The sequence below is a fragment of the Flavobacterium sp. J49 genome (assembly GCF_011742145.1).
In the GTDB taxonomy this organism is placed as follows: domain Bacteria; phylum Bacteroidota; class Bacteroidia; order Flavobacteriales; family Flavobacteriaceae; genus Flavobacterium.
Window position 1 is genome coordinate 221,404 of the sequence record NZ_JAAQQU010000104.1, and the last position, 21,051, is coordinate 242,454.

Here is a 21,051-nt window from a genome sequence, read left to right on the forward strand (position 1 = left end):
CTAATCTTGTAATTTTTTGAATAAAACGCAAGCGTTGTGTCCGCCAAAACCAAAAGTATTGCTCATGGCTACATTTACTTCTCTTTTTTGGGCTTTGTTTAAAGTCAGGTTCAAAGAAGGATCAATGTTTTCATCGACAACCGTGTGGTTAATCGTTGGAGGAACAATGCCGTGCTTCATGGCTAAAATCGAGGCAATCGCTTCAATCGCACCGGCGGCTCCAAGCAAATGTCCGGTCATCGATTTGGTTGAATTGATGTTAATGTTTTTTGCATGAGCACCAAAAACAGCACTTATTGCTTTTAATTCGGCTACATCTCCTAATGGCGTTGATGTACCGTGTGTGTTAATATGATCTACTTGTTCCGGTTTCATCCCGGCATCACGCAAAGTATTTTCCATAACGGCAATTACCCCAATTCCTTCCGGATGCGGAGCCGTTAAGTGATAAGCATCTGATGACATTCCGCCACCACCGATTTCACAATATATTTTTGCTCCACGTGCTTTGGCGTGTTCGTATTCTTCTAAAACCAAAGCACCGGCACCTTCGCCTAAAACAAATCCGTCACGAGTAGCATCAAAAGGTCTTGAGGCTGTTTCCGGACTATCGTTTCTGGTAGATAGGGCTTGCATGGAATTGAATCCGCCCATACCGGCAATGGTAACTGCAGCTTCTGAACCTCCTGAAATGATGACATCACACATCCCTAAACGAATATAATTGAAGGCATCTATCAAAGCATTGGCAGAAGACGCACAAGCAGAAACAGTTGTATAATTGGGTCCCATAAACCCATTTCGCATTGAAATGTGAGCGGGAGCAATATCGGCAATCATTTTAGGGATAAAGAAAGGGTTGAATCTTGGCGTTCCGTCACCGGCTGCATAATTCATCACCTCTTCTTGAAAGGTTTCCAGCCCACCTATTCCGGCACCCCAAATAACTCCAACTCTATGTTTGTTTACATTGTCTTGGGTAATTCCGGCGTCTTTGATGGCTTCTTCGCTGGCAGCAATGGCATATTGTGCAAACTTGTCCATTCTGCGAGCTTCCTTGCGGTCCATAAAATCTTCGATATTGAAGTTTTTTACTTCGCAAGCAAATTTTGTTTTGTGTTTTTCAGTATCGTAATAGGTAATTGGAGCGGCACCACTTTTACCGTTTACCAGCGCATTCCAATATTCTTCGATGGAATTCCCGATTGGTGTTAATGCGCCTAAACCCGTTACTACAACTCGCTTTAATGCCATAATGTATTTTTTACAATTGTATTTAAACAAATAATACCCATGTTTTCTTCAAATTTAATCATTAAAGAGACAAGGGTATTTCAATATTTTAAGATTGAATATCAATCAAGATTTATTCTTTTCAGTAAAAATAATAAAAACCCGTGAAAAACTATAGATTCTCCACGGGTGTTTTATTTATTATTTTTTTGCTTCTTCGATGTAAGAAATAGCTTGACCTACAGTAGCAATGTTTTCTGCTTGGTCGTCCGGAATTTGAATATCAAATTCTTTTTCGAACTCCATAATTAGCTCAACAGTGTCTAATGAATCAGCTCCTAAATCATTTGTGAAGCTTGCTTCTGTTACAACTTCGTTTTCGTCAACGCCTAATTTGTCTACAATAATCGCTTTAACTCTTGATGCAATGTCTGACATAATTTCTAAATTTTTAATTTTAATTGTTGGCAAAAATAAAAAACTTTATTTTAAAACAACCTTTTTGTTACTAAATGTGAACACGAAATTAAAAAATTTATTTCAAAATCTTACATATTCATGGTTTTAATTCAAGTTATTATTCTTTTTTTTGTGCTGTCAAATTTGATTTCCCCATGAAAAGGATTTTGTTTTTTGCTTCAGGCAACGGTTCCAATGTAGAGAATGTGATTCATTATTTCAAAAAGCGAAATGATATTGAAATTGCGGGTGTTTTTTGCAACAATCCTGAAGCCAAAGTCTTAGACAAAATCAAACCCCAAAACATCCGCTCTTTTGTCTTCACCAAAGCAGAATTGAACGAAGGTTTGGTCTTAAAAAAAGTCCATGAATTGCAACCCGATTTGATTGTTTTGGCCGGTTTTTTATGGAAAATGCCCGAGGGTATCGTTCAACAATACCCCAATAAAATCATCAATATACATCCGGCTTTGTTGCCTAAATACGGCGGTAAAGGCATGTATGGAATGAATGTACACCGAGCCATTTTAGAAAACAAAGAAAAAGAAACCGGAATTACCATTCATTATGTCAACGAACATTATGACGAAGGCGAATTCATTTTCCAGCAGACTGTCAATATAGAAGATTGTAAAACGGCTGAAGAAATCGCCGGTAAAGTTCAAGCATTGGAGCACAAACATTTCCCGAAAGTAATAGAAAACATTCTTATCCCTAATCTCTAATCCCTTCTCACTTGAGTCACCAAGTTCACATCTACACCGACGGCGCTGCCAAAGGAAACCCCGGAAACGGCGGTTATGGCGTAGTGATGGAAATGGTTGGCACACCTTATAAAAAAGAATTCTACGAAGGCTTTCGCCATACGACCAACAATAGAATGGAATTGTTAGCGGTAATCGTTGGTTTGGAAAAACTTAAAAATCCGAATATGAAAGTCCTAGTCGTTTCCGATTCTAAATATGTAGTCGATGCGGTAGAGAAAAGATGGGTTTTTGGCTGGGAAAAGAAAAACTTCGCCGGGAAAAAAAATCCGGATTTATGGTTACGTTTCCTGAAAATTTACCGCAAACACCAGGTCGATTTCAAATGGATTAAAGGCCACAACAACCATCCGCAAAACGAACGTTGTGATGAATTGGCGGTTTATGCTTCGGGTTTGCCAACGCTTTCTGTAGATGCTTTTTACGAAAAGGAAGAAGGGAAATTGCTTTAAAAAACGAAACGTTAAAGCCAGTTGCATCTCTAAAACTTATAAACTATCTTTGCGCCTTTAATTTGAATCGCAAATAATGAACAAACTTTTAATAGTAGGAACGGTTGCTTTTGACGCCATCGAAACACCTTTTGGAAAAACAGATAAAATCTTAGGCGGCGCCGGAACTTTCATCGGTTTATCAGCCTCACATTTTAACTTACAATCGGCTATCGTATCGGTGGTTGGAGATGATTTTCCACAAGAATATATTGATTTATTAACCGCCAGAAACATCGATGTTACCGGTTTGGAAATCGTTAAAGGCGGCAAAACGTTCTTTTGGAGCGGTCGTTACCACAACGATATGAACTCAAGAGATACGTTGGCTACAGAGTTAAATACTTTGGCCGATTTTAATCCGGTTGTTCCACAGAATTTTAAAAATGCCGATGTAGTGATGTTAGGTAACTTACATCCATTGGTGCAAAGTTCTGTTTTGAATCAAATGACACAAAAACCCAAATTAGTGGTTTTAGACACCATGAACTTTTGGATGGATTGTGCCTTACCTGAATTATTAGACGTGATTAAACGTGTAGACGTTATTACTATTAATGATGAGGAAGCGCGTCAATTGTCCGGAGAATATTCTTTGGTAAAAGCAGCAGCAAAAATCCATACCATGGGGCCAAAATATGTAGTAATCAAAAAAGGAGAACACGGCGCGTTAATTTTCCATAATGAGCACATCTTCTTTGCTCCGGCATTGCCATTGGCAGATGTATTTGACCCAACCGGTGCCGGAGATACTTTTGCCGGAGGATTTGCAGGATTCATCACGCAACAAGGTGATATTTCATTTGACACCATGAAAACCGCCATTATTCAAGGTTCCAACTTGGCTTCATTCTGTGTGGAGAAATTCGGAACCGAGAGAATGCTGTCACTGAAAAAAGAAGAAGTGAACGAGCGATTAAAACAATTCAAAGCTTTAACACAATTTGAAATAGAATTACAATAAATTTACGCCTCGAAACTTCGGGGCGTTTTTATTTATAATAAACACGAAATAAACCACTTACAACACAACAATTACTATGAGCGACGCTATTAAACACGAATGTGGAATCGCCCTTTTAAGATTAAAAAAACCGTTAGCATTCTACAAGGAAAAATACGGTACAGCTTTTTACGGCATACAGAAAATGTATTTGCTGATGGAAAAGCAACACAACCGTGGGCAAGACGGTGCCGGATTTGCTTCGATTAAATTTGATGTCGAAGCGGGAGAAAGATATATCAGCCGCGTACGTTCAAACAAAGCACAACCTATTCAGGATATTTTTGCGCAAATCAATGAGAGGATTAATGAAGAGCTAACATTACATCCGGAATATCAAGATAATGTACAATTGCAAAAAGACCATATTCCTTATATCGGCGAATTGTTTTTAGGACATGTTCGTTACGGAACTTTTGGCAAAAACAGCATTGAAAGCGTTCACCCATTTTTACGTCAGAACAACTGGATGCACCGAAACCTTATTGTGGCCGGAAATTTCAACATGACCAATGTAACGGAACTTTTCAATAGTTTGGTAGAATTAGGTCAGCATCCAAAAGAAATGGCAGATACGGTAACCGTAATGGAAAAAATTGGTCATTTCTTGGATGATGAAGTGACTGATTTGTACCAAGAATGTAAAAACAACGGCTTGTCTAAAAGAGAAGCTTCTCCGGTAATCGCCGAAAAATTAGACATCGCTAAAATATTAAAACGCGCTTCCAAAGGTTGGGACGGCGGTTATGCCATGGCCGGATTATTAGGTCATGGCGATAGTTTTGTTTTCCGCGATCCGGCGGGAATTCGTCCGGCGTATTTTTATGAAGATGATGAAATTGTAGTTGTCGCTTCGGAAAGACCCGTGATTCAAACTTCCTTCAATGTGCCTTTCGAAAAAGTACAAGAATTACAACCCGGAAATGCCTTAATCATCAAAAAGAATGGAAATGTTTCCCAACAAGAGATTATTACGCCTACGGTTAAAAAGGCTTGTTCGTTTGAACGTATTTATTTTTCCCGTGGTAGCGATGCCGAAATTTATCAGGAAAGAAAACAATTGGGTAAATTAATTTTGCCAGCGGTTTTAGAGTCGATTGAGAATGACACAGACAATACCGTTTTTTCTTTTATACCCAATACAGCTGAAACTTCTTTCTACGGAATGGTAGAAGCAGCGAATGACTTTTTGAACCAAAGAAAAAACCAGTTTATTTTGAACAATCGTAAAACATTGACCAAGGAAAAATTGGAAGAAATCCTTTCGGTAAAAATCAGAACCGAAAAGATTGCTATAAAAGACGCCAAACTAAGAACTTTTATTACTGAAGACAGCAGCCGTGATGATTTGGTAGCACATGTTTATGATGTGACTTATGGTGTGATTAAACCAACAGACAATTTGGTAATCATAGACGATAGTATTGTTCGCGGAACAACTTTGAAGAAAAGTATTCTAAAAATGATGGATCGATTGAATCCAAAAAGAATTGTCGTGGTTTCTTCTGCACCGCAAATTCGTTATCCGGATTGTTACGGTATCGATATGGCCAAATTAGAAGGCTTGATTGCTTTCCAAGCCGCAATTGAATTGTTAAAAGAGAGAAATTTGTATCACATTGTGGACGAAGTATATAAAAAATGCAAATCCCAAGAGAATTTAAAAGACATTGATGTAGTCAATTTTGTAACTGAAATATACGCACCGTTTAGCGATACTGAAATATCCAATAAAATAGCAGAATTGTTGCATCCGGATGATATTAATGCCGAAGTAAAAATCATTTTCCAAACAGTTGACAATTTACACATCGCTTGTCCGAAAAATTTAGGAGATTGGTACTTTACCGGTGACTATCCGACTGCCGGAGGTAACCGTGTTGTAAACAAGGCATTTATGAATTTTTATGAAGGAAAAGATGCACGTGCCTATTAAAATTTTAACATTTTTTGTCTTTAAACGATTTTTGATGCAGTTCGTCTAAATTTTTTGTTTTCAAAATGTTAATACGCTTACATTTGGTCTTACCATAGCATTAGTAGGTTAAGTTTATGGTAGATTTGGGGCAAAAAGGGTGAAAAGAAATTTTCACCTTTTTTATTTTCTACCAACCTGAAAATCAATAAAAAAATTTCAACGATTATACTTGCAGTTTGTCTGATTTATTTTTTTCAAAACATTGACATGTCATACATTTGGTCTACCATAGCATTAGTAGGTTAAGTTTATGGTAGATTTGGGGCAAAAAGGGCGAAAAGAAATTTTCGCCTTTTTTATTTTTACCCAAAAAAATCAACAAAAAAACAGATTTCACTCTCATTTGCCTATCATTCCAATATAATTTCATAAAAAAAGTACGATATTCTATTTGATGTTATTAGATTTGTGTTACCATAGTATTTAGTGTAGGTTAAGTTTATGGTAGATTTGGGGCAAACAGGTGGAAGCAATTCCGCCTGTTTATTTTTTATACTTTCACCCAATAAAAAACCGATTGCTTTCACAACCGGTTTATCTTATCAAAAAGTGTTTGCTTTTTATTTTTCCGTAGCGTACAATCTGGCTACTTCTGTCCAGTTGATTACATTAAAGAATGCTTCGATATAATCCGGACGACGGTTTTGATAATGTAAATAATAGGCGTGTTCCCAAACATCCATTCCTAAAATAGGGAAACCGCCACAAGCGGTATCCGGCATTAACGGATTATCCTGATTTGGTGTAGAACACACTTCCAACTTTCCGCCTTTGTGTACACAAAGCCAAGCCCAACCTGAACCAAAACGCGTTGCACCTGCTTTGGCAAATTGTGCTTTAAATTCTTCAAACGATTTAAAATCTCTTTCAATGGCTTCGGCTAAATCTCCCGTTGGTAATCCGCCGCCATTTGGCGACATTACTCTCCAAAATAAATTGTGGTTGTAAAATCCGCCGCCGTTATTCCTAACCGCTGCGTTTTTCATGTCTAAATTTATCAAAATGTTCTCTATGGTCAATCCTTCCAAATCGGTTCCTGCAATGGCTGCATTGAGATTGGTGGTGTAAGCATTATGATGCTTTGAATGGTGGATTTCCATTGTTCTGGCATCAATATGTGGTTCTAACGCATCGTATGCATAAGGTAATTGCGGTAATTCAAAAGCCATGGTTATTGTATTTAAAGATTAATATTTGATGTTCAAATTTATAAATTATAAATCGTTTTTACTTATAAAATTCACACAATCATTTATAATATTTCAAAAAATCATACTTCAACATATTGTAGTTTTCGCTCTAATTGGTAAGACAATAAAACACACAATAAAATCAAACTGATGCTGATATAGCCTAAATAATTGTAATTGTGAATCGCAAATTTGGCATCGCTGTAGGTAATCCAACCACTCATTAAGGAAGCAAAACCGGTCCCTAGTGATTGCACGCAAGAATTCAAACTCATAAAACTGCCACGGGTTTGACTCGTAACGGCTTGGGTAATCATTGCTTGTCCGGGAACAGTTCTTCCGGTGGAAGAACTAAACCAAAATCCGAAAATACCCAAGACAATAAAGAGTTGCCAATGCGGCATATTCGTTATCAAAACAACAAAAACTGTCGAAACTAATGCTGCCCAAACAAAAACCGTTCTTTTACCATAACTATCGGCTAGCTTTCCAATGATTTGAGCCGAAATCAGCGAACAAATTCCGCCAACCAAGTAAATTAAAGGAGTATATTCTTGTGGCACACCAACATTGTAAACCAAATAAGGATTGATTAAGGGCACAATGATAAAATGTCCTGTAATCAATAAAAAACTAAATAACAATGCTGTAATTTGTGCTTGGTTGTTAAAGATATCATAGAAATTTGAAATGCGTTCTTTCAACTTTATCGGACTGGATAAATGCGCATTGACTTTTGGCACAAAACGAAATAAAAACGGCAATAGTAAGGCTCCAAAAAGAGCTACTACCAAAAAAGGATAATACCAATCATATTTATTGGCCAAAAATAAACCAAACGGCACCCCAATTACCGAAGCCAAGGCAAAACCGCCCATCAACATACCCATTGCTCTACCGCGTCGCTCATACGGAATAACATCGGCAATAATACTTAAGATTTGCGCGCTGATTAAACCACCGAATAATCCTGTCAAAGTTCTGGCTAAAATCATCGAATAAGTTCCAAAAGCAAACGCACAAGCAAAAGTTCCGATTAAAAATCCGGAATAGCCAAAAAGCAACAGTCTTTTTCGGTCGAATTTATCCGCAAAGAAAATAGCAAAAAAGCTACTCACAAAAGCAGCCAAAGAATAACTCGAAACAATAATGGAAAACTCAGATGTGGTCAAATTCCATTTAGGCATCAAAATATTACCCAAAGGCATCATGATCATAAAATCGAGTATATGCGTAAAATTGAGCAACGCCATGAGCGCTACCAAAATAACTTCATTTTTTTTCAAAGCAATAAATTTTAATGTGCTGCAAAATTACGTATTGCAAAATTCCTTTTTCTTAATAAAGAATTAATTAATTACATTAGTAGCATAAATTAATACTACAGTGCTTCATGTTTAATACGCAACCCTACAATTTAAAAAACGAGCTTATTAAACTAATCCCATTAGAGGAAAAGGATTTTGAAGAATTGTATGCCGTGGCTTCTGACCCATTGGTGTGGGAACAACATCCAAACAAATTGCGCTATCAACGCGAAGTATTCCGGAATTATTTTGAAGGCGCAATACTCTCCAAAGGGGCTTTTCTGATTCGCGATGCCCAAATGAATGAAGTAGTTGGCTCGAGTAGGTTTTATGACTATGATGAAAAGGAGAAATCCGTTCTGATAGGCTACACTTTTATCGGACGGAAATTTTGGGGCAACGGTTACAACAAAGCCTTGAAAAAAATCATGCTCGATTATGCTTTTGAACATGTAGACAAAGTGTATTTTCACATTGGCGCGTTTAATATCCGTTCGCAAAAAGCCATCGAAAAAATCGGCGCGGTCAAAGTGGATGAATTTGAAGTCGAATATTATGGCGAAGACGCGAAGTTGAATTTTGTTTATTTAATCGAAAAAAGCTAATGCAAAAAACCGCTTTCTCCCTATACGACGCTTCCGCCGGTTCGGGCAAAACTTATACTTTGGTCAAAGAATATCTGAAAATTATTCTCTTGTCTAAAAAACCCGATGCCTATCGCAATATTTTAGCGATTACGTTTACCAACAAGGCCGTACACGAAATGAAAAGCCGTGTCGTAGAAAGTTTATCGGAGTTTGCTAAAGAAAACCCATCCGACAAAGCCTTGCAATTGATGCAGGATATTCAGGCAGAAACCGGCTTGTCATTGGCTACGATTACCGAAAAAGCCAAAAGCATTATCAAAAACCTGATTCACAATTACGCCGCGTTCGACATTTCGACCATTGACAAATTTACGCACAAAGTCATTCGCGCTTTTGCCCATGATTTGAATTTACCCATTACGTTTGAGGTTTCGCTTGATACCGAAAATTTATTGACCGAAGCGGTTGATGCTATAATTGCCGAAGCCGGAAACGATGAAACCTTAACCAACTTGTTGGTCGATTTTACCATGGAAAAAACCGATGACGACAAATCTTGGGACATTTCACGCGAAATCATGGACACCGGAAAGTTGATTCTCAACGAAAACAATCGCGAAGAAATCACGCATTTCCAAAACAAAACCATTACGGAATTCGTTGAAATCAAAAACAAACTCACCGAACTTTGTGCTCAAATAGAAACCGAAACGATTGAATTGGCAACCGAAGCTTTATTGTTGATAGAAAAAAACGGAATCGACATCAAATCATTTTCCGGTGGTTATTTTCCTAAACATTTGGTTAATATTCAGGAAAAAAAATTCAATCCGGCCAATAAAACTTATCACGAATTTGACGATATCAAAATCAACAAAACGGCTTCAGACCGAGCAGTCATCGAAAGGATCATTCCCGATTTACTCGAAATCTTAGCGTCGATTTATAAAAAATTCGAAAAGAAAAATTTCTACGAAGCGTTTCTCAAAAACATCACGCCGCTTTCGTTGCTGAATACAGTAAGTAATGAATTGGGCAAAATACAAAAAGAGCAAAACATACTTTCGATAGCCGAGTTTAATAAATTAATCAACGAGCAAATCCAAAACCAACCGGCGCCTTTTATATACGAGCGTTTGGGCGAAAAATACCGGAATTTCTTTATTGATGAATTTCAGGATACCTCCGAAATGCAATGGCAGAATTTGATACCGCTGATTGATAACGCACTTTCGAGCGAAGATTTGAACGGTGAGCGAGGTTCGCTAATGATTGTAGGCGATCCGAAACAGTCTATTTACCGTTGGCGCGGCGGAAAAGCCGAACAATTTATCGAACTCAGCAAAGACAAGAATCCGTTTGTCAATCCGGATAAAAAGTTGTTTTCTTTAGGAACCAATTGGAGAAGTTATTCGGAAATCATTTACTTCAACAACAAGTTATTTGGTTTTCTTTCCCATGAATTTGCCCACGAAGATTACAAAGATTTGTACCAAAACCACAGCCATCAACAATTCAATGCCAAAACCGGTGGTTATGTCAATATTTCTTTTGTGCCAAAAATTGACAAAGAAACCTTTGACGATGAAGAAAATGTAGCCAAAAACGAATTGTATTTACAAGCGACTTTAGCCACGATTGAAAAAGTAAAACAAAAAGGTTTCCGCTACAAAGACATCGTTATTCTAACCCGAAAAAAAGCACACGGCACCGAAGTCGCCAATTATTTAACCGAAAACGGGATTCCGATTTTGTCTTCGGAAAGTTTGCTGCTCGGCGCATCGTCGGAAGTTCAAGGCGTGATTCACATTTTGCGTTATCTGAAAAACAGCAACGATTTGCTATCGAAAGCGAATTTCCTTTACTATTTGGCTTCGCAACAAAATACATTAGCCATTCATGATTTCATAGCGCAAGGCATGGAACAAAAAACCGAAACTGAGTTTCAAAAATGGTTAACGACATTCAACATTGATTTCTCCTTTCAAAATATCCGCAAAAAATCGCTTTATGAAGCCACGGAAATCATCATTGCCAAAGTCATTCCGATGGACAAACGCAATGCATACATTCAGTTTTTCCTCGATTTGATTTTGGAACACGATTTAAAAAAACAAGCCGGAATTTCAGATTTCCTTGCGTATTGGGATAATAATTCTGAGAAATTAAGTATTCCCTCGCCCGAAGGAAACGATGCCGTTCGGATTATGACCATTCACAAATCGAAAGGTTTAGAGTTTCCGGTGGTGATTTTCCCTTTTGCCGAAGAAGATTACAGCAAAGGGCCGAGAGAAAAAATGTGGCTCAATGCCGATGAAGCAATTACCGGTTTACCCAAAGCTTTGGTCGATAAAAGCAGCAAAGTGGAAGGTTATGGCGAAGAGGCCAATGTGATTTACCAACAAAAAAAGCAGGAAGAATTGCTCGACAATATTAATGTGTTGTATGTAGCGCTAACGCGTGCCGAAGAACAATTGTATATCATTTCGGGGATGCAAAGTAGAAGCAAGACTTCGGGCGAATATCCCAATAATATGGCAACGTTCTTTATCAAGTTTTTGGCCAATGACTTTGACGAAAGTAAATTCGAATACTCCTTTGGCGAAGCCCAAAAATTATCCGAAACCAAAGACGCGCTCGACAAAACCGAAACCATTCCGCAATTGGCAGCCACGTTAAACCCAAAAAACATCAAAATTGCCCAAAAAGAAAGTTTGATGTGGAACACACAACAACAGAAAGCGATTGAATTCGGGAACATTCTGCACGAAATTTTATCTTTTGTCAAAACCAAAGACGATATCGATTTGGCCTTAATCAAAGCCATCGAAAACGGATTGATTGTAAGTTCGCAACGTGATGAAGTCGAACAAACAATTCAACAAGTAGTTAATCATCCCGATTTGATACCCTTTTTCGCCATTGGAAACAAAATTCTAAACGAAAAAACCATTATACAAAAGGAGGGCAACTTGGTCAAACCCGACAGAATGGTCCTCAACGCCAACCAAGAAATTTATTTACTCGATTACAAAACCGGCGCGCATCAAACGAAATACACTGCGCAATTGGAGAATTATCAGAACGCCATAGAAAAAATGGGTTTTACGGTGACTAAAAAAGCGCTGGTTTACATTGGGGAAAGTTTGGAAATAGTAAATTTGTAACTTCAAAAAAGGCAAAAAGCAAAAAAGAAACAACAAACTACAAACAATAATCATGTACGGAAAAATTCAGCAACACCTACAAAACGAACTCAATACCATTGAACAAAACGGTATTTTCAAAAAAGAACGCATTATCACTTCGCCTCAAGGAGCGGAAATTACGGTTAACGGCAAAACGGTTTTGAACTTTTGTGCCAATAATTATCTGGGGTTGTCTTCTCATCCGGAAGTGATTCAAGCCGCCAAAGACGCTTTAGATTCTCACGGTTTCGGAATGTCATCTGTGCGTTTCATTTGCGGAACCCAGGATATTCACAAAACTTTAGAAAAAAAGATAGCCGATTTCTACGGAACGGAAGATACCATTTTATACGCAGCAGCTTTTGATGCTAATGGAGGTGTTTTTGAACCGCTTTTGGGAGAAGAAGATTGTATTATTTCCGATAGTTTGAACCACGCTTCTATTATTGACGGTGTTCGTTTGTGTAAAGCAGCTCGTTATCGCTACGAAAATTCCAATATGGAAGATTTGGAGAACCAATTGAAAAAAGCGGTGGAAGCCGGACACCGATTCAAGTTAATCGTAACCGATGGTGTTTTCTCCATGGACGGATTGGTGGCACCATTAGACAAAATCTGTGACTTAGCCGATAAGTATGATGCATTAGTTATGGTTGACGAATGTCACGCGGCCGGTTTCATCGGTGCGACAGGAAAAGGAACTATGGAAGCCAAAAGCGTAATGGGCAGAGTTGACATTATCACCGGAACTTTAGGAAAAGCTTTAGGAGGTGCTATGGGTGGATATACTACAGCCAAAAAAGAAGTGATAGAGATTTTGCGTCAGCGTTCGCGTCCGTATTTGTTCTCCAATTCTTTGGCTCCTGCGATTGTTGGTGCTTCAATCAAAGTTTTCGAACTTCTTGAAAAAGACACCACACTTCGGGATAAATTGGAATGGAACACTAACTACTTCAAAGCCGGTATGAAAAAAGCGGGCTTAGACATCATTGATGGAGATTCAGCGATTGTTCCGGTAATGTTGTATGATGCCAAATTATCTCAAGTAATGGCCGATGAGTTGTTAAAAAAAGGAATCTATGTGATTGGATTCTTTTTCCCGGTTGTCCCAAGAGACAAAGCGAGAATCAGAGTTCAACTATCGGCTGCACATACCAAAGAGCATCTGGATCAGGCCATCAAAGCCTTTGAAGAAGTAGGAAAGATGTTAAATGTTATTTAATTTAACTCTTGATTCCAAAATTTCTTCGAATCATTATATAATTTCCACATTTTAACAATAAGATTTTGATATTATGTTAATAGGTATTACTTTTGTTCTATTATAATTTTTATAATCTAATCAATTTAAGTATGAAACATCTTAACAAATTATTCGTTGCTATGCTAATGTTAGCTGGCTTAAGCACCCAAGCTCAAGACGGCAACAATCCTTGGGCAGTATCGTTTGGGGTTAACGCAGTAGATACCAGAGTAAGTGCTGCATCAAAATTAGAAGATCAATTCTCTCAGTATTTCAATGCTACAGACAACTGGAACATCCTTCCTACTGTATCATTTGTAAGTGTATCTAAACACATTGGCGGTAATTTCACTTTTGGAGTTACGGGATCGATGAACAAAATTACTAAGTTCGTATTGCCAAGAGTTAACAACGGACCATACGAAGTAGTTAATCCGGGTGATTTAAATTATTATGCTGTTGATGGTGTTATTACCTATAGCTTAATGAATTTAATTAATTCTAAAAAACTTGACCCATCTATCAATTTTGGTGGAGGTTACACTTGGTTAGGAGATGATTCAAGTGCAGGAACGTTAAATGGTGGTTTAGGATTAACTTACTGGTTCACTGAAACCATTGGTTTATCATACCGTACAACATACAAACATTCTTTCGAAGACACTCGTGCTGACATGCCTTCTCACACCCAACACTTTGCAGGTCTTACTTTCAAATTTGGAGGTTCTGACAAAGATGGAGACGGTATCTATGATAAAGACGATGCTTGTCCGGATGAAGCAGGTTTAAAACAATTTAACGGTTGTCCTGATACTGACGGTGACGGAATCGAAAACAGCAAAGATGCTTGTCCTGAAATTGCTGGACCAGTAGAATTTAACGGTTGTCCTGATACTGACGGTGACGGAATTGCTGATAATGTTGATGCTTGTCCTGAAGTAGCCGGTTTAAAAGCTTTCGGTGGATGTCCTGATACTGACGGTGACGGAGTTCAAGACAAAGAAGACAAATGTAAAGATGTTAAAGGTCCGAAAGAAAACGGAGGTTGTCCTTGGCCAGATAGAGATGGTGACAACGTACTTGACAAAGACGACAGATGTCCGGATGTAAAAGGTACTGCTGCTAACAATGGTTGTCCTGAAGTTACTGAAGAAGCTATTAAGAGATTGAATGACTATGCTAAAACTATCTTATTTGATAGCGGTAAAGCTTCATTCCAACAACAAACTTACCCAGTATTACAAGCTATTGTGGCTATCTTGAAAGAGTATCCAAACTCTAACTTCTCAATCGAAGGTCACACTGATAGCGATGGTAAAGATGCTGCTAACCAAACATTATCTGAAAACAGAGCTGCAGCCGTTAAAAATTACTTAATTGAAAACGGTATTGCTGCTTCAAGATTGTCTTCAGCTGGTTTCGGAGAGTCTAAACCAATCGACACTAACAAAACTAAAGCTGGTAAAGCTAACAACAGAAGAGTAGAAGTGAAATTAGTAAAATAATTTTCCTCTCAAAATAATTCTAAAAAACGCTCCGAAGTTCGGGGCGTTTTTTTATTTTTATACAATGTCAAAGCCAACGTTTCTTTACCAACTCGCACAGGAAATTCTAAAAAATCATTCCAATTCTTTATTGGATTTGGTGGTGATTTTACCCAATAAAAGAGCCAAAGTGTTTCTGCTGGAAGCACTAAAGAAATTGGTGCCCAATAATGTCTTCGCCCCCGAAATCATCAGCATAGAAGATTTTATACAAGATATGGCAGGGATTCGTTCTATTGATAATGTTGAATTGCTTTTCGAATTCTATGAGGTCTATCTTTCGGTTACCGAAAAAGACCAGCAAGAATCCTTTGAGACCTTTGCCAATTGGGCTAAAACGCTACTCCAGGATTTCAACGAAATCGACCGCTATCTACTTGAACCCGACAAAGTTTTAAAATACCTTGAAAACATAAAGGAAATTGAACATTGGGCTGTTGATATTGAAAAGCGAACCGAACTCATTGAAAACTATCTGATTTTCTGGAAAAAATTACCTGAATATTATCATTCATTTTATAATTTTCTACTTAACAATGGCGTCGGCTATCAAGGTTTAATTTATCGAGAAGCCGTTGGAAATCTGGATCACTTTTCTGAAAACAATACTAGCCAATACCTTTTTGCAGGTTTCAACGCATTAAACCAAGCCGAAGAAAAAATCATCCAACATTTATTGGCCTTAGACAAAGCCAAAATCTATTGGGATATCGACGAGACTTTGCTTCACGATTCGTTTCACGATGCCGGTTTATTCCAAAGAAAATTCAAATCAGAATGGATTTACTATAAAACACATCCTTACGAATGGATTGTCAATGATTTTACAGAAGCCAAAAACGTACAAGTCATTGCGACATCCAAATCAATAGGGCAAGCCAAAATTACCGGAAGTATTATTGAAAAATATAGCGCTGAAAACAATGCCAATCTACAAAATGTTGCCGTGGTTTTGGGCGAAGAAAATTTATTGTTGCCGTTGTTGCATTCGTTACCCGATAGCGTAAACGCTTTAAACGTAACTATGGGATTTTCCAGTAAAAACAATCCTGCTCAATTGTTAATTGCTAAATTGTTCAAACTGCATTCCAACGCTTTATCCAGAAATCCGAGCGGTTATGTGATGTACTACAAAGATGTACTCGATATTTTGACACATCCGTTGATTGAACCTTATGTCTATGCGGGCGAATTGGTTAATCGCATCAACAAAAACAATTATACTTTCATTACGCATAAAAAACTCGAGGAATTATTCACTCAAGACAATAGTTTGTTTCGAATGTTATTTCAAAAATGGGATACCAATTCAGTAACGGTTTTAGAGAATTTATCACAGATTCTACTCCAAATCAAAGCCAACCTGAGTTACGACAACGAAGAGGAAAAAATCACGAATGCGTTTGTTTATTCGGTGTTTAAAGTGATTAACAAAATGACCTCTTATTTTGGCGAACACCAAAACATAGACGACATCAAAACGTTACACGCCATTTACAAACAAGTGATTGACCTTGCCGAAGTTTCCTTTGAAGGCGAACCATTAGACGGTTTGCAAATCATGGGTGTTTTAGAAAGTCGTGTGCTCGATTTTGAAACCGTAATCATCACCTCAGTCAACGAAGGCAAATTTCCGGCAGGAAAAAGCACCAATTCGTTTATTCCGTATGATGTGAAGAAAGAATTGAAATTGCCCACGTACAAAGAAAAAGACGCGATTTATACGTATCACTTTTATCATTTGCTACAGCGTGCCAAAAATATTTACCTCATCTACAATGCCGACAGTGAAGGTTTTGATGCCGGAGAAAAAAGCCGTTTCATTACCCAATTGGAAGTTGAAAAACAACCGAATCACAATCTAACGTTTCAATATTACAATCCGAATGTGCCGAATATTGCACACCAACCGATAGTTGTTCCCAAAACTGAAAGTGTTTTAACCCGCTTGCGCGAAATTGCCGAAAAAGGGTTCTCTCCTTCCTCATTAACGACTTATATCCGCAATCCGATACAGTTTTATTTCCAACGCGTGTTGCGCATTTCCGAAACCGATGAAGTGGAAGAAAATATTGCCGTAAATACTTTGGGAACGATAATTCACGGCGCTTTAGAAGCGTTATACAAACCTTTTATCGGAAGGATTTTGACGAAAGTTGATATTGAAAGTTGTTTCCAAAAAATAGAAGATGAAGTCCTGAATCAATTCAAAGAAGTGTACAAAGAAGGCGAAATCAAGAAAGGTCGAAACCTATTGGCTTTTGAAGTGGCTAAACGGAATGTGTATAATTTTCTCAAACTCGAAATAGAAGCTTTGGAAAAAGGTGATGAAGTACAAATCATCGCTTTGGAACAAACCTATGAAAGAACTTTAGAAGACACTCGTTTGCCTTTCCCGGTATTAATTAAAGGAAACGTAGACCGAATCGAACTCCGCAACGGTAAAGTCAGAATCATCGATTATAAAACCGGTAAAGTTGAGCAAAAAAGTGTTACGTTAAAAGACTGGAACGGCTTAACCGAAGATATCAAAAACGATAAAATCATTCAGATTTTGGCTTATGCTTTTATGTATGAAGAACAAGCCAAAGGTCACGACATTGAGGCCGGTATCATTTCGTTTAAGAATTTAAAATCGGGGTTTTTACCGTTTAATTTCAAGCAGGATAAAGAAGTAGCGGAGGTCATTTCGCCTGAAATCATGGAAGCTTATGTAGAACAGATTGTGGTTTTATTGCAAGAAATTTTTGATATAAATTATAATTTTGAGGAAAAGATTAATTAATTTTAACCCCAAAGACACATCAAAAACAACTTTGTGGCTTTTGATAAACTTTGATTCTTTTGTGGTTGAAAAAAATTGAACCACAAAAGGCATAAAGAAAGATAAAGACACAAAGATTATGAATTTGACAAAATCCTATCTTACCGATTTAACTTATCAGATAAATGGTGCTGCTATTGAAGTTCATAAATTTTTAGGCCCGGGATTGTTAGAAAGTGTTTATCACAAATGTTTGAAAAAAGAACTAACCGAAAGAGGCATTTCATTTCAATCAGAATTATTAGTCCCCATACAATTCAAAGGAATTGAATTAGAAACCGATTTAAGATGTGATTTTTTTGTAGAAAACTGTATCGTTATTGAACTCAAAGCTATTGAAACCATTGCTCCAATTCATCATGCACAATTATTAACTTACATGAAATTATTGGAAGCTCCTAAAGGAATTTTATTCAATTTCCATACAGTAAACTTATTCAAAGAAGGACAAAAAACATTTGTAAACGAGTATTTCAAAGACTTAGAGGATTAAACTTTGTGCCTTTTGAAAAGCTTTTTGATTCTTTTGTGGTTGAAAAAAATTGAACCACAAAAGGCATAAAGAAAGATAAAGACACAAAAGAAATGTAATTAAAACAACTAAACTTTCTTCAAGAAATTCAACAACACTTTCAGCAATGCCGCCTCGTTTTCAATATGGCTCATGTGACCGTCGGGGAAAGTGGTGAGTTCGACTTTGGTGCCTTCTAATTGTTCCAAGTTATCTTCATAAATCAAAACACCGTCTTTTTGACCTAAAACCAAGTGCAACGGATAGGGCGCAAAATGCAAGATGACTTCTCGGTCTTTACGGATTTTCATGCCTTCTAAAGCCGCGACAATACCTTGTAATGGTGTTTTTAGCGCTTGTTCTTTCACCTTTTCGATTTCATCGGCTAAGCGTTCGCGGTTGTCTTCGGCAAATAAATTGGCGATGGACATGCTGACAAAAGCGCTGTAATTTTGTTTGACACAAACTACCGCACGGTCGCGATTGGTTTTACGCTCGTCGCTGTCGGCTCGAGAAGTGGAATTCAACAAGAACAAGCCTTTCATGTGATCGGGATACAATTCGGCGAAAGCCAAAGCCACATAACCGCCCATAGAATGTCCAACGAGAACTACTTTCCGAATTTTTAAATGCAAGAACAGCGCGAACAACATATCGGCTTGGTCTTCCATCACGTGAACGTACCCGAGACATTCTGTTTCGCCATGACCGAGTAAATCGACCGTAATGACGCGGTGCTTCTTGGCCAATTCCGGCACAAAAGCGTCCCACATGGTTTTATTCTCAAGAAAACCGTGCAATAATACCACCGCCGTGCCTTTGCCTTGGTCGGTATAAGAGATTTTGGTGTTTTTATAGGTGATGGTTTTAATCACGGAGTACTTGTGGTTTACGCTTCAAAAATAGTTTTTTGGGATGAATGGACGAATGTTTGTTGATAAATTATGGGGTAAAGTACCTATTGGCACGGGATTAGGTCAAGTTATACTAGACGTATATACGCTATAAACACGCTATAAACACGCTATAAACACGCTATATATACGCTATATATACGCTTTAAATATGACGTATCTATAACGAATGTATGGCATAAACCGGAAGAAACTGATGAGAAAAGATGGTTAACAAAACTCTTTGTTAGGCTTAACCACAAAAGAATCAAAAGACATTCAAAAGTCACAAAGGAATGTTTTGTGTCTTTGTTTTACTTTGTGCCTTTTGTGGTTAAAAAAAACGACCCACAATCGTGAGCCGTCTTTTCCCTTATTTCTTATTCCTATTCCCTTAATTAGGAATTCATCAAACTCTCAATCTCCTCTACCTCAATCGGAATGTTTCTCATTAAGTTAAACGGTTCTCCTTTTTCCTGAATCACCACATCATCTTCGAGACGGATTCCGAAACCTTCCGCCGGAATGTAGATTCCCGGTTCAACGGTGAAGACCATATTGGCTTGCATTGGTTCGTGCAATAAACCGTAATCGTGGGTGTCTAATCCCATGTGGTGTGAGGTTCCGTGCATGAAATATTTTTTATACGCCGGCCAATCCGGGTTTTCGTTTTGAACATCGGCCTTGTCGATTAGGCCTAAGCCTAACAATTCTGACGTCATGATTTTGCCTACCTCAACGTGGTATTGTTTCCAATAATTGCCGGGCACTAACATTTTAGTGGCTTCGTTTTTCACGCGCAACACGGCATTGTAAACTGCTTTTTGGCGATCATTAAATTTTCCCGAAACCGGAATCGTTCTGGTCATATCGCTGGAATAGTTGGCATATTCGGCACCAACGTCTAACAGCAATAAATCGCCGGCTTTGCATTGTTGGTTGTTTTCAATGTAATGCAACACATTGGCGTTATTTCCTGACGCAATGATTGGTGTGTAGGCAAACCCTTTCGAACGGTTGATTAGGAATTCGTGCGCAAACTCGGCTTCGATTTCGTATTCCATTACGTTGGGTTTGGTGAAATTCAAGACTCTGCGGAAACCTTTTTCGGTAATGTCACACGCTTTTTGGATTAAATCCAATTCTTCGCTTTCTTTTACCGAACGCAATCTTTGTAAAATTGGGTTGGATTTTTCGACTTTATGCGCCGGATAGTTTTCTTTCCACCATTTGACAAAACGCGCTTCACGGGTTTCGGTTTCGATGGAAGCTCTGTAATGCTCATTCGTGTTGATGTAAATCGTATCGGCATAAGCCATGATTTCTTTCAACGTTTTGTGAAAATCCTGCAACCAAATCACCGATTTGATGCCTGACACTTCAAACGCTCTGTCTTTGGTAAGCTTCTCGCCTTCCCAAATGGCAATGTGCTCGTTGGTTTCTTTTAAGAATAAAATTTGCTTCAAATGCTCATACGGCGCATCCGGAAAAAGCAATAAGATGCTTTCCTCCTGGTCAACACCCGATAAGTAAAAAATATCTCGGTGCTGCGCAAAAGGCAAAGTACTATCGGCCGAAACCGGATAAATGTCATTCGAATTGAAAACCGCTACACTATTCGGTTTCATTTGTGCGGTGAATTTGGCTCTGTTTTTTACAAATAAATCGCGGTCTATTGGATGGTATTTCATTTTTCTAAGTAATTAGTGATTCGTAATTAGTGATTAGCAAAAAGACAATCCTTTTACTCCTTACAAAGCTAAGGAAAGAGGAAAATCAAACATACGCCAAATGGCGTTATTTTTTATTAACCGCAGATTCGCAAATTTTATTTCC

Annotated in this window: 16 protein-coding genes; 10 read left to right on the forward strand and 6 right to left on the reverse strand. The window is 38.0% G+C overall.

The window, feature by feature from the left end:
* The gene (gene fabF / locus HA632_RS07490; RefSeq protein WP_176306573.1) at window positions 1-1,254 is read right to left on the reverse strand and encodes a beta-ketoacyl-ACP synthase II; all 1,254 of its coding nucleotides are present in this window, start codon (window positions 1,252-1,254) and stop codon (window positions 1-3) included.
* 180 nt (window positions 1,255-1,434) lie between these two features.
* On the reverse strand, window positions 1,435-1,671 hold the full coding sequence (locus HA632_RS07495) for an acyl carrier protein (protein WP_007137004.1): 237 nt from the start codon (window positions 1,669-1,671) through the stop codon (window positions 1,435-1,437).
* A gap of 176 nt (window positions 1,672-1,847) precedes the next feature.
* Here HA632_RS07495 and HA632_RS07500 point away from each other — a divergent pair, with 176 nt between their 5' ends.
* From HA632_RS07500 to HA632_RS07515, 4 genes are all read left to right on the forward strand, one after another.
* Window positions 1,848-2,417 carry a phosphoribosylglycinamide formyltransferase gene (locus HA632_RS07500; RefSeq protein ID WP_176306574.1) on the forward strand — a complete coding sequence of 190 codons (570 nt, stop codon included), beginning with the start codon at window positions 1,848-1,850 and terminating at the stop codon, window positions 2,415-2,417.
* An 11-nt stretch (window positions 2,418-2,428) separates the two neighbouring features.
* The gene (rnhA, locus tag HA632_RS07505; RefSeq protein ID WP_176306575.1) at window positions 2,429-2,908 is read left to right on the forward strand and encodes a ribonuclease HI; all 480 of its coding nucleotides are present in this window, start codon (window positions 2,429-2,431) and stop codon (window positions 2,906-2,908) included.
* A 76-nt stretch (window positions 2,909-2,984) separates the two neighbouring features.
* Complete coding sequence (locus HA632_RS07510) at window positions 2,985-3,911, forward strand: PfkB family carbohydrate kinase (protein WP_176306576.1); 927 nt, start codon at window positions 2,985-2,987, stop codon at window positions 3,909-3,911.
* 76 nt (window positions 3,912-3,987) lie between these two features.
* A complete protein-coding gene (locus HA632_RS07515; protein WP_176306577.1) occupies window positions 3,988-5,886 on the forward strand; it encodes an amidophosphoribosyltransferase in 1,899 nt (632 codons plus the stop codon).
* A gap of 602 nt (window positions 5,887-6,488) precedes the next feature.
* Here the strand turns inward: HA632_RS07515 and HA632_RS07520 are convergent.
* On the reverse strand, window positions 6,489-7,097 hold the full coding sequence (locus tag HA632_RS07520; RefSeq protein WP_176306578.1) for a superoxide dismutase: 609 nt from the start codon (window positions 7,095-7,097) through the stop codon (window positions 6,489-6,491).
* 101 nt (window positions 7,098-7,198) lie between these two features.
* A complete protein-coding gene (locus HA632_RS07525) occupies window positions 7,199-8,404 on the reverse strand; it encodes an MFS transporter (RefSeq protein ID WP_176306579.1) in 1,206 nt (401 codons plus the stop codon).
* A 107-nt stretch (window positions 8,405-8,511) separates the two neighbouring features.
* On the opposite strand from HA632_RS07525, the gene HA632_RS07530 reads away from it, so the two are divergent.
* The 6 genes from HA632_RS07530 (at window position 8,512) to HA632_RS07555 (ending at window position 18,304) form a co-directional block, all read left to right on the forward strand.
* Window positions 8,512-9,030, forward strand: coding sequence for a GNAT family N-acetyltransferase (locus HA632_RS07530; RefSeq protein ID WP_176306580.1), 519 nt, complete (start codon window positions 8,512-8,514; stop codon window positions 9,028-9,030).
* Window positions 9,030-12,179 (forward strand): exodeoxyribonuclease V subunit beta, encoded by a 3,150-nt coding sequence (locus HA632_RS07535; protein ID WP_176306581.1) that lies wholly within the window; start codon window positions 9,030-9,032, stop codon window positions 12,177-12,179. Before HA632_RS07530 ends, HA632_RS07535 begins: the two co-directional genes overlap by 1 nt.
* Before the next feature lie 52 nt (window positions 12,180-12,231).
* Entirely contained in the window at window positions 12,232-13,422 is a 1,191-nt protein-coding gene (gene kbl, locus HA632_RS07540; RefSeq protein WP_176306582.1) for a glycine C-acetyltransferase, read from the forward strand.
* 131 nt (window positions 13,423-13,553) lie between these two features.
* Window positions 13,554-14,948 (forward strand): OmpA family protein, encoded by a 1,395-nt coding sequence (locus tag HA632_RS07545; RefSeq protein ID WP_176306583.1) that lies wholly within the window; start codon window positions 13,554-13,556, stop codon window positions 14,946-14,948.
* A gap of 64 nt (window positions 14,949-15,012) precedes the next feature.
* Complete coding sequence (locus HA632_RS07550; RefSeq protein ID WP_176306584.1) at window positions 15,013-17,772, forward strand: PD-(D/E)XK nuclease family protein; 2,760 nt, start codon at window positions 15,013-15,015, stop codon at window positions 17,770-17,772.
* Between the two features lie 118 nt (window positions 17,773-17,890).
* Window positions 17,891-18,304 carry a GxxExxY protein gene (locus HA632_RS07555; RefSeq protein WP_176306585.1) on the forward strand — a complete coding sequence of 138 codons (414 nt, stop codon included), beginning with the start codon at window positions 17,891-17,893 and terminating at the stop codon, window positions 18,302-18,304.
* A 107-nt stretch (window positions 18,305-18,411) separates the two neighbouring features.
* On the opposite strand, the gene HA632_RS07560 is transcribed toward HA632_RS07555, so the two are convergent.
* Both HA632_RS07560 and HA632_RS07565 read right to left on the reverse strand, forming a co-directional pair.
* Window positions 18,412-19,194, reverse strand: a complete 783-nt coding sequence (locus HA632_RS07560) for an alpha/beta fold hydrolase (RefSeq protein WP_176307162.1) — start codon at window positions 19,192-19,194, stop codon at window positions 18,412-18,414.
* 419 nt (window positions 19,195-19,613) lie between these two features.
* Entirely contained in the window at window positions 19,614-20,906 is a 1,293-nt protein-coding gene (locus HA632_RS07565) for an aminopeptidase P family protein (protein WP_176306586.1), read from the reverse strand.
* Between the last annotated feature and the right edge of the window lie 145 nt (window positions 20,907-21,051).